Genomic DNA, 13,522 nt, shown 5'->3' with positions numbered 1-13,522 from the left:
GGCTGACAGGTGGAGAATTTACGGACACTTTCACCTTAAGTAAGTCCGGAGCGGATGCCATAGTGCAAGTCGACAACATGACATTTATGGAACTTGATTCTGTGGACGCAGGCGACGGCTCAGACACTATTGTGGCTACAAGTGATATAGCTGGAGAAACCTGGGTATTGGGATTAGGCAGCGGTGCTCTTGCTGTTGCTGGTGTGAGCTTTGAGGGCGTTGAGCAGGTTGATGCAGATAATGTGACACTGGACGCATCAACAAATAATCAGGCAGACACTTTCGAGCTGGCCAAAACTGGGAAGTCGCTCAAAGCGCGGGGCATTGAGTTCTCGTCTGTTGCCAGCGTTTCTGCGGGAAGTGGTAACGATGATAGCGATACGATTCAGAGCGATGCGGGAAGTTGGCAGTTAGCTGGTACTGGGAATGCCCTTGAGGTGAATGGTGTTCAATTTAGCGGTATTGATAGCGTAGCGACTAATAATGCTCAGTTATACGGTACTGATGGGGATGATGCCATAGCGCTAACTGAGTCTGGAATAGCCACTGCGGGAATAGCATTTACAGGCATCACTAAAGTCAGCAGTGCGGGAGGGACTGATCACTTAGTAGGTACCTCTGCCAAGGATACATTTGTTCTGGCTTCCAATGGTGATATTACCGCTGCGGGTATTCTCTTTAGCGGGCTTGAAAGCGTGGATACTGGTGAGGGTGAGGACACAGTTAATGCAGCCGGTAGTGGCGCTAGCTGGACATCTTCCAGTAGTGGCAGCTCCCTAGAAAACGGGGGAGCCCAGGCCAGGGTAAATGGCCTTACAGTTCTGTTTGATAACCTTGAGATGGTCCAGGGTGTAGGTACATATATTGGCCAGGACATCGGCAGTAACTATGTCTTCGATAGCCTCAACAGCATGACAGTTGCCGGAGTCACTTTTGCGGATCTGGAGAGCCTGAGTGCGGGTAGTGGAAACGATACTATCCAGGGGGCCAGTATCGATGCGGTTTGGGATATCAACGATGTACAGAGTACCGTAAGCGGTGATAACAAAAAGCTTCTGTTTAGCGGTATTGAAGCGATAAATGCGGGTAGTGGCCAGGATACTTTTAATTTAAATGGCGGTGAGCTTGCTTCAATAGATACCGGTGCTGGTAATGACACGGTCATACTCTCTGCAACCACCATCGATAGTATTTCCTTGGGCGAGGGGGATGACTACGTGGAAGTGAATGAGAATAGCTCTGACACAGTAGCACTCTCTGGTGGCAGCGGAAGTGATTCCTTCCAGTACAACCTTGCTGGTGATACCTGGCAGGTGAAATCCTCTGGTAACAAAGTAGGCAACTTTAGCTTCTCTGACTTTGAGTTCCTTGATAACACTTCCAGTAATCTCACTTTGGAAACAGACTTTGCTTTTGATTTTGAAAATGGCGGTGTTAATTCCGGCAGCTTCAACAAAAGCGGCGTAGGTTTGCGATTTGCGGGCAGTGGCATGCGTCTCGGTTACGATGGCAACGGCGATATTAACGTGCTCAGCAGTGCTACAGGTACTATTGGCGGTAGCCTCAAGGCCAAGCGTGCAGATTTGGTGGTTAGCGGTGATGTGAATATCGAATCTGATGTCGATGTCATTGCTATCTCCACTTCAGGGCCGGATGTAGATATTACCGTTCTAGCTAAGGATGACTTGCTGATTGATGAAATTAATGCAGGTCGCGGTAATGTCCAGCTGGCCAGCGCGGGCTTTGGCACTCTCACCGCAGAGACCTACGGTGATACTCATATCACAGCGAACAATATCACTCTGGGTACCGATACTGAGCTTTGGACTATTATCGGTAGCGAGCTGGTACCGCTGCGTATGGATGCGCTTACCAATGTGGAAATCGTATCTGTCTCTTACTACGAGCCGGAATTTATTGGACAGGTGCCCAACTTCACCAGTAAAGGTGATGAGCTGCAGTCCATTGCAGGTGCCCAGGCTTCTCAGGGGCTGCGCTCTGCGATCCAAAATGGGGTCGAGGATTTCACCCAGGTTGACCCGGCTATTTTCAGCGCCGTGAAGCCCTACAGCAGTGGGGTGGATGCATTGAACTCCCCGGAAATGCGCCTCAGGTCTGGTGAATTACAGCCCGCGGCAGCTCTTTCCGGAACTGATGAGGAGGAAGATCCGGAATTCGATGCGAGGCTAGAGGAAAGTCAGGATGTTACTGCCGACTTTCGTGAGCAGGAGACCTTGGCTTCCAATAACGCAGGAGGCTGATAACCTCAAAATGATCCAAACTGCTGAACCGGCCCACCTGGGCCGGTTTTTTATAGATGTTTGCGTCGGAAAAATCGTGAGGAATTTTTTGTGTGGGATTTTTGTAGAGCCACAACGAAAAAAGGCCGACTCTTTCGAGTCAGCCTTTTTGGAATTGGTGCCCAGGAGAGGACTTGAACCTCCACGACCGTTAGGTCACTAGCACCTGAAGCTAGCGCGTCTACCAATTCCGCCACCTGGGCAAATCAACGTGTGCTCCGTTGAGGACGCGAACTATAGAGATCTGCACGGGGGGTGTCAACGGTTTCTTTGCGTTTTTTTCAACATTCTCGCCGGAGGTCTGGAAATGTGTTGAAATCGCTTATAATGCGTTCAACAGCGGCGAAACATTGAACAAAAACTCTCTACCCCCGCCGCCAGTCTATGACCGGATAACCTCCGGAAGCCGCCTCAATAGGCGGTTATCTCAACAACGGATGCTGTTTTGACACACAAAAATACTTCAGAGCCCCTCAACGCTGATCCCCATGCCCAGCGCGAGGCGGAAAAATATGAAAAACCTATTCCCAGCCGAGAATACCTGCTGCAACTGCTGGAACAGCAGGCGGAGCCTGTGCCCTGGGAGTTTGTCGCCGACCTGCTGGAACTAGAAGATGAGGATCGGCGTGAAGGGGTGCGCCGGCGCCTTATCGCCATGTCCCGCGATGGCCAGATCGCCAGTAATCGCGCTGGTGATTTTGGCGTGCTGGATAAGATGAGCCTGGTTCGCGGTCGAGTGATTGGTCACCGCGACGGTTTTGGTTTCGTTGTACCTACGGATGGCGGCAGTGATCTGTTTTTATCCCATCGACAAATGCGCAAGGTATTTGATGGTGATGAGGTGCTGGTACGAGAGACCCCCGGAGGCTTTCGCGGCAAGCGCGAAGGTGCTGTGGTACGGGTAATTAAGCACAATACCGAGCAGTTGGCTGGGCGCTTGTACAGAGAAAATGGCATCTGTTTTGTACGGCCAGATAACCCCCGTGTGAATCTCGATGTGATGGTAGCGGCGGAAGATGCCGCCGGTGCCGAACACGGCCAATATGTGGTGGTAAAAATTGTTACCCAGCCGGGGCGTGACCGTGTACCCCAGGGGGAGGTCCTGGAGGTGCTCGGCGACCACCTGGCACCGGGTATGGAAATCGATGTCGCGATTCGCAATTACGATATCCCTCATGCTTGGCCTTCAGCCTTACAGGCGGAGGTGGATGCCATTGCCGATGAAGTACTGGAAGAGGATAAAAAAGCGCGGGTAGATTTACGCCAGCTTCCCCTGGTCACCATCGATGGTGAGGATGCCCGCGACTTTGATGATGCGGTCTATTGTGAGCTGCTGCCCAACAATAGCTGGAAGCTGTTGGTGGCTATTGCCGATGTGTCCCACTATGTGCGCCCCGGTTCGGTTCTCGATGAGGAGGCCCACAGTCGCGGCAACTCGGTTTACTTTCCCGATTTTGTCGTGCCCATGCTGCCGGAAAAACTGTCCAATGGGCTCTGTTCATTAAATCCAGAAGTGGACCGGCTGTGTATGGTGTGCGAGATGCACATCGATCGTCGCGGTGAAATTGCCGATTACCGTTTCTTTGAAGGTTTGATGCGCAGTCATGCACGTCTGACTTATACCCAGGTGGGGCAGGTTTTAGAGGAGCGCGACAATCGCGACAGCGGCCTGCGCAAGCAGTACGCGGCTCTGGTTCCACACTTGGATAATCTGCACGACCTGTATTTGGCGCTACGCAGTGCCCGCGATCGGCGCGGGGCGATCGATTTCGAAACGACAGAAACCCGCATTCTATTTGACAGCGATCGCAAGATTGAACGCATCGTGCCGGTCACCCGCAACGATGCGCACAAGCTGATTGAAGAGTGCATGCTGGCGGCCAATGTCTGCGCGGCCAGCCTGATGGAGCTGTCGGAGTTGCCGGCACTCTACCGCGTGCACGATGCGCCCAAAGAGGAAAAACTCAGCAACCTGCGCGAGTATCTTGGTGAATTGGGGTTGCGCCTGCCCGGTGGCTCGGAGCCGCAGCCAGCGGATTTCCAGGCGTTATTGGAGCAGGTAGAAGGGCGTGCCGATGCCCATATCATTCAGGTGATGTTGCTGCGCTCCATGAATCAGGCGGTATATCAGCCGGAAAATCGCGGCCATTTTGGCTTGGATTATCGCGCCTATGCGCATTTCACCTCACCGATTCGCCGCTATCCCGACTTGTTATTGCACCGCGCCTTGCGCTGGTTGATTCGCAATGGCAGTGCCAATGAGCCTGCAGTGGCGCAGAAGATTTATACCGTGCCTGGCGCCAGGCCCATCGAACGCGAGCAGATACTGCCCTACGATATGCCGGCGATGTTGCAGCTCGGCGAGCAGTGTTCCATGACTGAGCGCCGTGCCGACGATGCCACCCGCGACGTTGTCAGCTGGCTCAAGTGTGAATACCTGCAGGACCATGTGGGTGAGGTTTACTCCGGCGTGATCAGTGCGGTGACAGGGTTCGGTCTATTTGTTGAACTCAACGACCTCTTCGTTGAGGGGTTGATTCATGTGACTGCGTTACCTAAAGACTACTACCGCTTTGAGCAGGCGCATCAGCGTTTGATCGGCGAACGCAGCGGCAAGCGTTACCACCTCGGTGACTCGGTTACCGTTCAGGTGGCGCGGGTGGACCTTGAAGAACGCAAAGTCGATTTTATTCTTGAGGAATTAGTACCGCGTCAGAAAGCTCCCCGTGCTAAGAAAGAGACGACCAAGGTCAGTGCTCGTGCCATGGAAATGGCGGTGGAGCATCAATTGGAGCGGGAGCGACTGGGTAAAGAGAAAAAAGAGAAAAAGGAAAGTAGCCGAAAGTCGACTGTCAGCCCATGGGGAAAGCGTGCAGAAACGGCAGCGGAGGTAGCACCAATCCGCAAACGCAAGGTCGGCTCCAAAGAGGCAGTACCTGTAGAGGAATCTGCAGAGGATAAATCCCGAACTGCCGAGAAAAGATCGAGCGGGGAAGCCGACAAACAAAAAAGCGATGAGCCAAAAAAGCGCCGTGGTAGCAAGCGCACCCCACCGCGTAAAGGCGGTAAACGCCCTGCGGTAGCTGCGCGCAAGGCCGCGCAGAAAGCGGAAAAGACCAAAACACGCAGTGGCAAAATTAAAAAGAAGAAGAAAGTTTCTTCTACCAGTAAAAAGAAAAAGTGATCGAGGCATAAGTTGAGCCAAGAATTGGTATACGGCCTGCACGCGGTGCAGGCGCTATTAAAGGGTTCCCCACAAAATGTGCAGGAATTACTGTTATTGCGTGGGCGCAAAGACCAGCGCTTGCAAAAAATTATTCAGCAGGCGGAAAAAAATGCTATTGCCCTGCGTTTTGTCGACCGCCGAACCTTGGATGACAAGGTGGAAGAGGGAGCCAACCATCAGGGTGTCATCGCATTTTGTGCAGAGAAAACCAAGGTCCTGGACGAGAAATTCCTGTTGGGGATGCTTGAGCAACTCGATCAAAAAGGTGAGGCGCCTTTTTTGTTGGTGCTGGATGGCGTGACGGACCCGCACAATCTGGGGGCTTGTTTGCGCTCAGCAGAAGCAGCCGGTGTGCACGGGGTAATTGCGCCAAAGGATAAGTCTGCGGGCCTGACCCCCACTGCCCGCAAGGTGGCCTGTGGTGCGGCCGAAGTCTTACCCTTCATTACTGTAACCAATCTCGCGCGAACCCTGCAGCAGTTGCAGCAGGCCGGCGTATGGATATTCGGCGCGGCGGGGGAGGCTACCCAAGATGTCTATCAATCTCAATTGACAGGCCCCTTAGCGCTGGTCATGGGGGCCGAGGGCAGTGGCCTACGTCGATTAACCCGGGAGCATTGCGATCATTTAATTAAAATTCCCATGGCCGGTGAAGTCAGCAGCCTGAATGTCTCTGTTGCCACCGGCGTCTGTCTGTTTGAAGCGGTGCGTCAGCGCAGCGCCTGATTGTTTTATTTTCTCACTGCCTATCCCGACGCTATTTAAATAGTGGGGTAGGCAGTGTTTCGGCGTAGCGCTTCACACGCAAGTCCCTTTCTTCTCTCTCTTTCCGCTAATCACTGCTAGATTTTTTCAACTATCACACTGTGATTTCAGTGTGCAGTTTTCCTTTTCACACCGCGGGTAACAAGCTTGCGGAGGATTTTCCTTAAATATCCGGGAGTAGCGGTTTGTACGCCTGGCCAAAAAACTTATTGCGACGGCGATCGGGCAGTGCGCATTTCGCAGAGTTAGTTCACCCTCATATTCGTCAACTTTACCGCATGGCTTTTCGCTGGACAGGGAGCCGTGAGGAGGCCGAGGACCTGGTGCAGGATGTATTGGCCAGTCTGCTGGCGCGTTCTGTGGCGCTGGAAAACATTCAGCGCTTGGGTCCCTGGTTAATCAAGGTGCTTTATCACCGCTATGTAGATCTCTATCGCAGGCGCCGGAGTTCCCCAGTCGATGAAGATGTCGATTGGGAGACGGTAATTTGCAGCACCTCTGAAGAGGGAATCAGTTCCCAGGTGGGAATGCAGCGCGCCTTATTGCAGGCTCTGTCGAAACTCGATGCCGGTTGGCGCGATACGGTATTACTCCACGATGTCGAGGGCTATTCCCTACTGGAGGTGGCGGATATTTTGGACATCAGTGTGGGCACAGTGAAATCGCGCCTACACCGCGCACATAAAAAATTAAAAAAAATGCTCAGTGAGGGAACCTATCGCGAGAGCCATCCGTGTTAATAATCAGAGGAGAAGGCAATGCTGAAATATGACTCTGAAGAATTTTCCAGTGATGAAAAGCTGCGCAGTCAGCTCCGATCCCTGCCGATTGAGGAACCTGGCGAGGATTTAGAAGAGCGCATATTGAAGTCTGTAGTCGCCGAGCAGGGAATCAGTAATTCCTACTCACCGCTGAAATTGTTCGTCAATGAATACCAGCGGGTCGGGCAGCTGGCAGTGGCCGCAGGCTTCTTAGTCGTCGTGACGCTGGTGTTGATACTAGCTACCTCAAAAGATACGTCGCTGGAAACTTCGCCGGTTTACGCGGAATTAGAGGTTGGGCCAGTTGTTAGCCGGCCAGTACATCTTGTATTGCACAGTAATCGCCAGATGCCGGGCGCACTAATCAGAGTCACTCTACCGGAAAATATGCGAATGGATGGTTATGCGAGCAGTCAGGTATTGCAGTGGCAAGCGGATATTGCCGCAGGGAGTAACCGCTTATCGCTGCCGGTAAAAATTCTCGGCAAAAAAAGCGCCGGGGAGATATTGATTGAGGTGGAGTATGGCGGGGTGAGCAAGCGTTTGCGGCAGCGCTTAACGCACTTGTAAATCCAGCTGCTCAATGGAATTCGATAGCTTCTTTTGTCACAACCTAGAGGTAACCAAGCGATGTGGAAGAAAGGATTAATAGCCGCAGGTGTCGCTGCAGCCGTCATGTATACAGGCCCCTTAATGGCGCAGGAGGCAGCGGAAGATCTGGATGTCACTCTCACCGTGGTTGAGGAGGGGCAGGATGCGCAAGATGTGGTGAACAACATAGAGTTGCCGCCGGATCTGCAGGAGGTTGCCGAGGAGACCATCGCTGCGGTGATGGAAGCCGTGGCGGCTTCTGGGCAAGGTGCCGAGCACAGTGAGGAAATTGAGGCGAGAATGCGGGAGGCCATCGCGCGCCAGCATGAAGTTATTACCAGTGCGCGACTCTCAGCGGAAGCTGCCAGGGAGGAGGCTCTGCGCACAGCCGAGGCGGCCAGGGAAAATATTGAAGAGGCCGTAAAAAGCGCAATGAATGGTGCAGACATTCAAGGGGTGATTGAGCAAGTGATGCAGGACATCCTCAGTAGTTTGCCCGAAGACATTCGCGAGCAGATCACTACGGATCTCGATGGACTATTCGAACAGGTACAGGATGATCTACCCGATGGGCCGGATGCCTGATTAACGGTTGTAGTGAAACTTTTGACAGGGAACGTTTAGAGGTAATTCACAGTGCAAAATGGGCGGGTCGGAATCGTGCTATTCACGCTACTGACATTGGTATCTTCGTTATCAGTGGCTGCAGGGTCCTTCAGTGAAGCTACGGAGGCTTTCAAGCAGGGAAAATACCGTAAGGCCCTTAAGTACTTTGAAATTGAGCGTGAGTCTGGCAACAACTCCGCGAAGCTCAGGTACAACATTGGTGTTACCTTGATGAAGCTTGAGCGTTATTCGGAGGCTACGATTTATTTTCACGGTCTCTTGAATGACGCTCGCTGGCGGGATCTCGCTCGCTATAACTTAGCTGTTGCGGCGGAGCGGACCAATCGCGAATTGGTTGCGATCAAACACTACCGTATTGTGCGGGAGGGGGCGACCACGGAAAAATTGCGAGAGATGGCCGCCCGCCGCCTGCGTTTACTTGCAGAAGATCATCGCGGTGAGCGTGAGAGACCCTGGTTGGCCACTGCCAGCTTAACGGTTGGTAATGATGACAACGCTTATGCGCTACAGAATGAATTATTGGAAGAGGCTTCGATCGGGGCAGACAATTTTGCTGAGCTGTTTGCCTGGGGGCAATACCGCCTAAGAGGCACTCCGGAAAACGGATGGCGGGTGCACGGTTATGGATTTGGTCGTAAATATAAAGACTATGAGAATCTCGATCTGGCCAGCGCCCGGGCTGCTTTTTCCCGTGATCGCCGTTGGTTTGGCTGGTCCACGGAGTTGGGGCTTGCTGTCGAGACGGTGACACTGGGAGGTGAGCCGGTTACGCAGCAAGCACGGCTTCTGGGTAGAATTTCAGGAAACTGGGGGCGTTCTATAATCGCTTTTTCCTATAGCCCCGGTTACTACTTCGGCGGTGATGAATATGCTTATCTGGATGGCTGGCGCCAGTTCTTTGACTTGAGTTGGCAGCGCTCACTTTTTTCAACCGAGGCGAAATTATTTTATCGTTTCGATTACAACGATCGGGAAGGCCAGGTGAAGGCTGAAGGAGATTACTACAGCTATTCCCCTGCCCGTCACACCCTGGGGGGAACCCTGGTCTGGATACCTTCTCCGCGATGGAATTTATCCACGGGGGTGGAGTATCGCAGCAGTCTCTATAACGAAAACAACCGTATTACCGATAGTGAAGGCAACGTGGATTCCTACTATAGGGAGTCTGATCGGCTGAGATCCTGGTTGGGAGCGAAGTTTCGCGTTACTCCCAATTTCCACATTAATGGGAAATATCAGCTTATTGATAATGAGGAAAACCGGGATATCTACACTTACGACAAAAGTGAATACAGTTTAGGTATTGGTTATAGCTTCTGAGCCTTTCTTGTAATTGCTGGGGGGAGCCAAAACTGGCCCCCCCAGTGCTGCCTATTATTTTGCAGTGAATATTGTGTTTATACTCATTTCTGCAGTGGCCAGTCCTTATTGTTTTTATTCAAGATTGATGGCTAGGTTATTTAGATAATGATAAGTTAGCTCGTGATCAAAAATGTCTTTCGGGTTTTGGTCTGACAAGAGATTGGTTACCCTGTTGCCAAAAAGCGCATAACTCGATTGAAATAAAGCCGGTCCCCAGCTGAGTCTGCGAATGCCTGCCTTCCAGAGTTGTGCAGGCTTTTCCATGCCGGGTAAGAGCATTAAATTAAGTGGCATACTGATTTCTTTTGTTAGTTGCCGGGCATCCATTGGGGATGTTAAACCCGGTATAAATCCTCCGCTGGCACCGGCATTCTGGTAACGCGCTAGTCTTTGTATAACTTCCTTCAGAGCTTCTTTGCTATTCTCCGCGCCGTTTAGGTAAACGTCGGTTCTCGCATTGATAAACAATGGCCGCGTCTTTCTCGCCGTTAAAGTGGAGCGGATAGCCAGAATTTTTTCCTCCAATAATTGTGGGCTTTCGCTGCCATCCTCGATATTGATACCGACTACACCTAAATCACACAAAGTCTCAACTAATTCGGCCACTCGCGCAGGGTCTGTGCTGTAGCCATCTTCGATATCGATAGAAACCGGTACATGGGAAACACGCAAAATACGCTCAACGGCTCTTAGGTGCTCCAATATTGGCAAGTTACCGCCATCGGCATAGCCCAATGACCAGGCTATAGCGGCGCTACTTGTGGCAATTGCGGGGGCGCCGGCCGCTTGAGCGAGTTGGGCACTGGCCGCATCCCAGATATTGGGAAGAATTAAGGGTCGATCACCCTGATGTAAAGCGTTGAATTGTTCGAAGTGGGTAACAGCCATCGAATTTCCCCTAGTGATGATTTATTGGTGGATCCAGTGGAATGGAAATCACTTCGAATTTTTTATTGGTTTTCGGCTTGGTTCTGGCCAGATCCGGAAGTAAACAAAGGGAACAGCGGCAGGGAAGGGGAGTGCTGAAAGAGCAAAGAGTGAAATATTAATAAAAAGAGCGGGTGTTGGGTGTTTGGGAATAGTTGATAGCTTGGCGCCAGTGCTCAACCAGCGCCAAGGGGTGCATTTCCTTAGTGGGAGCCCGTCGGCTGCTGGGTCAGCCAACTGTCCACCTCGGCGATAATTGGACGTGGATTTTTGATCCAGCTCAGGTGGGGGTTGCCTTTCGGATAGGTGGCGGCCATCTCGCGGGTTTCGCCATCCACAATAGCTGCCAGCTTGCGTGCAGCCTTTACTGGTGCAAAGGGGTCTCCGGTCAGGGCGATATGCAGGGTGGGTTGGCCGCTGGGCTTGTGTTCCCCGAAGCGTTTTTCTGGGGCAAAGCGGCCGCTGAAAATAGAGCGGGCCCAGTCTTTCATTAACTTGCGCGCTTCGCGCCAACCAAAGCCCATTTTCGCGCCGGGAAAGTAGCCGAGCAGGCTCGAGGTGACACTCACAATTGAGGCAAAAAGCAAAATGGCGTACCGGTGTAGCCCGCTCCAGCTGCGGTGGTCTACATGCCCGGAGGCGATGGTGACAACCCTGGCGTTGCCGGTCAGACCGGCGCGTGCTGCCAGGGTGCTGGTTTGTCCGCCGATACTGTGGCCGAGGATCAGGGCCGGCCCACCGGGGAAGGATTCTTCCAGCAGTGCCAACAGTTGCGGGATAAAGGCAAATACCAGGTCGTCATAGCCGTAGTCGGCACCGCGGTTGGGCCTCGGCAGGCTATCGCCAGTGCCCGGTAGTTCGGTGATGGCGGTGCTGTAACCGAGCCGCTGCAGCTCCTGCAACAAGAGCTGATAGCGATTGGCGGGAACGCCCATGGCGGGAATCACCAGGGCAAGGGGGCCTTCGCCGTTGCGAACGGTGTTGACGGGCACCTGGAAGGCGCCAAAAGTAAGGTTGTGGGTTTCTTGGGGCATGGTACTTCTCCCTACAGAGGGAGGCACTATATGCCAGCTCGCCGCCACAAACCCATGACCAGAACGCGCAGTTCAGTGGCTGAATCTACACAAAGATAGGGTTTCGCTGGGCTGAGGCCCAGTGTGGCAAGGGTGGTCTCTGAGGAGGCGGTTGGGTTAATTGCTCAACTTGCTCCCGAGTTGGAGAAGATACTGCCCTAGAGAAATTGGTTAACTTGCAACCAATCCCGCAACTGCCTAGAATACGCCGCCCGCAATGGGCTCGGTTTATCCGCACCCGTTGTACTCCTTGCCTTACCGGACTGTCCGGAAGGCTGATTAACCCGTAAGGAGCTAAAATGCGTCATTACGAAATTGTATTCCTGGTTCACCCGGACCAGAGCGAGCAGGTACCTGGCATGGTGGAGCGTTACACCGCTGCCATCAAGGACACTGGCGGTGAAGTACACCGTCTGGAAGACTGGGGCCGTCGCCGTCTGGCTTACCCGATCAACAAGATCCACAAAGCCCACTACATTCTGATGAATGTTGAGTGCACCGAAGAAGCTCTGGAAGAGCTGACCACCAACTTCCGTTACAACGATGCGGTTATCCGTAATCTGGTAATCCGTGAAGACGAGGCGATCACCGACGAGAGCCCGATCATGAAAGCGGAAAAAGAGAGCCGTGAGCGCAAGGCTGCCCGTGCAGAGCGCACCGAGCGTCGCGAGCGCGCTGAAGAAGAGCAATCTTCTTCTGACGACGCGGAAGTATCTTCCGATAACGCTGAAAGCGAAGAGTAAGGGGATTATCAGATGGCACGTTTTTTCCGTCGTCGCAAGTTCTGCCGTTTCACCGCTGAAGGTGTTAAGCGTATCGACTACAAAGATCTCGATACCCTGAAAGCCTACATCTCTGAGACTGGCAAGATTGTTCCAAGCCGTATCACCGGTACCAAAGCCAAGTATCAGCGTCAGCTGGCCTCCGCGGTCAAGCGCGCGCGCTACCTGGCCCTGCTGCCGTACACGGACAGCCACGAAGCCTAAGCCGCAGTTTGCTTAGACTCATTAATAGAGAAGCTATCTAACTATGCGCGCCGTAGCTGAGTTTATTATGCGCGGGCGCGTGCGGGCGGTGATCCTCACCATGGTGGGGATACCGCTGATAAGCCCGGCAATCCTCGCTCTAGTGAGTTTGCGCCGCGGCAGCAGTGAAGGCCTGATGGTTTTGGCCTGGGCACTGTTGCCGATCGTTGTTATGGGCATGAGCGGCAATGTGCCACCACTAGTGACTGGCATTTCCGCCGGCCACTTCGCCGCAGTATTCTGCGGCGCTATGGCACTGCGCAGTAGCCGCTCATGGGTTGCTGCACTGTTCACAGTAACGGCGGCCTCGGCGGTGGGCATATTGCTCACTTCCGTCTTCGGCGGTGGTTTGTTGCAGGGCTTTATGCAGGCGCTCGAAAGAGCGGCGGAGCAGCCCAATACGGTTCCGATGGAAGAGCTGAAGCAGGTGTTCTCAGGCGAATTGCAGATCACTGGATATCTGAGCCTGATATCGGCAATGAGTGCCACACTGGCTTTGGTTCTGGGGCGCTACTGGCAGGCGCTGCTGTATAACCCCGGCGGTTTCCGCCAGGAGTTTCACCAGTTGCGTATGCCGGTATGGCTGGCGGCACTGAGTATGCTGCTGTGGGTGGTGAGCCTGGTGACACCGGGTTACGCCTTTTGGGGCGCGGTGATCGCCTTCCCCATGGTGGTTGCAGGCATCGCCCTGATTCACTGGCTGGTCGCCAGTCGCGGTTGGGGGATTGGTCCCCTGGTGGCGATGTACGTGATGCTGGTGATTGGTGGCCTACCCCTGGCTGGATTCCTGTGTGGTTTGGCTCTGGTAGATAGCTGGATAGATATTCGCGGGCGCTCCGCAAAGTAGGCGCGCTTCGCACAATAC

12 protein-coding genes and 1 tRNA gene are annotated in these 13,522 nt (G+C 53.2%); 10 read left to right on the top strand and 3 right to left on the bottom strand.

The window, feature by feature from the left end:
* A partial coding sequence (locus ACXAFI_RS17505; RefSeq protein ID WP_475109783.1) for a hypothetical protein occupies positions 1 to 2,261 on the top strand: 2,261 nt, incomplete at its 5' end.
* Positions 2,262 to 2,416: 155 nt separating this feature from the next.
* Here the strand turns inward: ACXAFI_RS17505 and ACXAFI_RS17500 are convergent.
* Positions 2,417 to 2,503, bottom strand: a tRNA-Leu gene (locus ACXAFI_RS17500).
* Between the two features lie 242 nt (positions 2,504 to 2,745).
* Here ACXAFI_RS17500 and rnr point away from each other — a divergent pair.
* The 6 genes from rnr (at position 2,746) to ACXAFI_RS17470 (ending at position 9,590) form a co-directional block, all read left to right on the top strand.
* Positions 2,746 to 5,484, top strand: coding sequence for a ribonuclease R (gene rnr, locus ACXAFI_RS17495; protein WP_475109782.1), 2,739 nt, complete (start codon positions 2,746 to 2,748; stop codon positions 5,482 to 5,484).
* A gap of 12 nt (positions 5,485 to 5,496) precedes the next feature.
* Positions 5,497 to 6,252 carry a 23S rRNA (guanosine(2251)-2'-O)-methyltransferase RlmB gene (gene rlmB, locus ACXAFI_RS17490; protein WP_475109781.1) on the top strand — a complete coding sequence of 252 codons (756 nt, stop codon included), beginning with the start codon at positions 5,497 to 5,499 and terminating at the stop codon, positions 6,250 to 6,252.
* Positions 6,253 to 6,476: 224 nt separating this feature from the next.
* On the top strand, positions 6,477 to 7,031 hold the full coding sequence (locus ACXAFI_RS17485; RefSeq protein WP_475109780.1) for an RNA polymerase sigma factor: 555 nt from the start codon (positions 6,477 to 6,479) through the stop codon (positions 7,029 to 7,031).
* Positions 7,032 to 7,049: 18 nt separating this feature from the next.
* Positions 7,050 to 7,622, top strand: coding sequence for a hypothetical protein (locus ACXAFI_RS17480; RefSeq protein ID WP_475109779.1), 573 nt, complete (start codon positions 7,050 to 7,052; stop codon positions 7,620 to 7,622).
* Between the two features lie 60 nt (positions 7,623 to 7,682).
* A complete protein-coding gene (locus tag ACXAFI_RS17475) occupies positions 7,683 to 8,228 on the top strand; it encodes a hypothetical protein (protein ID WP_475109778.1) in 546 nt (181 codons plus the stop codon).
* A gap of 51 nt (positions 8,229 to 8,279) precedes the next feature.
* The gene (locus tag ACXAFI_RS17470; RefSeq protein WP_475109777.1) at positions 8,280 to 9,590 is read left to right on the top strand and encodes a tetratricopeptide repeat protein; all 1,311 of its coding nucleotides are present in this window, start codon (positions 8,280 to 8,282) and stop codon (positions 9,588 to 9,590) included.
* Between the two features lie 114 nt (positions 9,591 to 9,704).
* On the opposite strand, the gene ACXAFI_RS17465 is transcribed toward ACXAFI_RS17470, so the two are convergent.
* Both ACXAFI_RS17465 and ACXAFI_RS17460 read right to left on the bottom strand, forming a co-directional pair.
* Positions 9,705 to 10,520: an isocitrate lyase/PEP mutase family protein gene (locus ACXAFI_RS17465; RefSeq protein WP_475109776.1), complete on the bottom strand. Its 816-nt coding sequence runs from the start codon at positions 10,518 to 10,520 to the stop codon at positions 9,705 to 9,707.
* A 242-nt stretch (positions 10,521 to 10,762) separates the two neighbouring features.
* Positions 10,763 to 11,593, bottom strand: a complete 831-nt coding sequence (locus ACXAFI_RS17460; RefSeq protein ID WP_475109775.1) for an alpha/beta fold hydrolase — start codon at positions 11,591 to 11,593, stop codon at positions 10,763 to 10,765.
* Between the two features lie 338 nt (positions 11,594 to 11,931).
* Between ACXAFI_RS17460 and rpsF the strand changes: the two genes are divergently transcribed.
* Genes rpsF through ACXAFI_RS17445 form a run of 3 tightly spaced genes read left to right on the top strand, consistent with a single transcriptional unit; the run spans position 11,932 to position 13,504 of the window.
* Positions 11,932 to 12,375, top strand: coding sequence for a 30S ribosomal protein S6 (rpsF, locus tag ACXAFI_RS17455; protein WP_152450803.1), 444 nt, complete (start codon positions 11,932 to 11,934; stop codon positions 12,373 to 12,375).
* Positions 12,376 to 12,387: 12 nt separating this feature from the next.
* Positions 12,388 to 12,618, top strand: coding sequence for a 30S ribosomal protein S18 (gene rpsR, locus ACXAFI_RS17450; protein ID WP_108731487.1), 231 nt, complete (start codon positions 12,388 to 12,390; stop codon positions 12,616 to 12,618).
* A 43-nt stretch (positions 12,619 to 12,661) separates the two neighbouring features.
* The gene (locus ACXAFI_RS17445; RefSeq protein WP_475109774.1) at positions 12,662 to 13,504 is read left to right on the top strand and encodes a YybS family protein; all 843 of its coding nucleotides are present in this window, start codon (positions 12,662 to 12,664) and stop codon (positions 13,502 to 13,504) included.
* Positions 13,505 to 13,522 lie beyond the last annotated feature (18 nt).

The organism is Microbulbifer sp. ABH2_005 (assembly GCF_056160005.1).
Note: the sequence above shows the minus strand (reverse complement) of the source record. Positions and strands in the feature narration are given on the sequence as shown.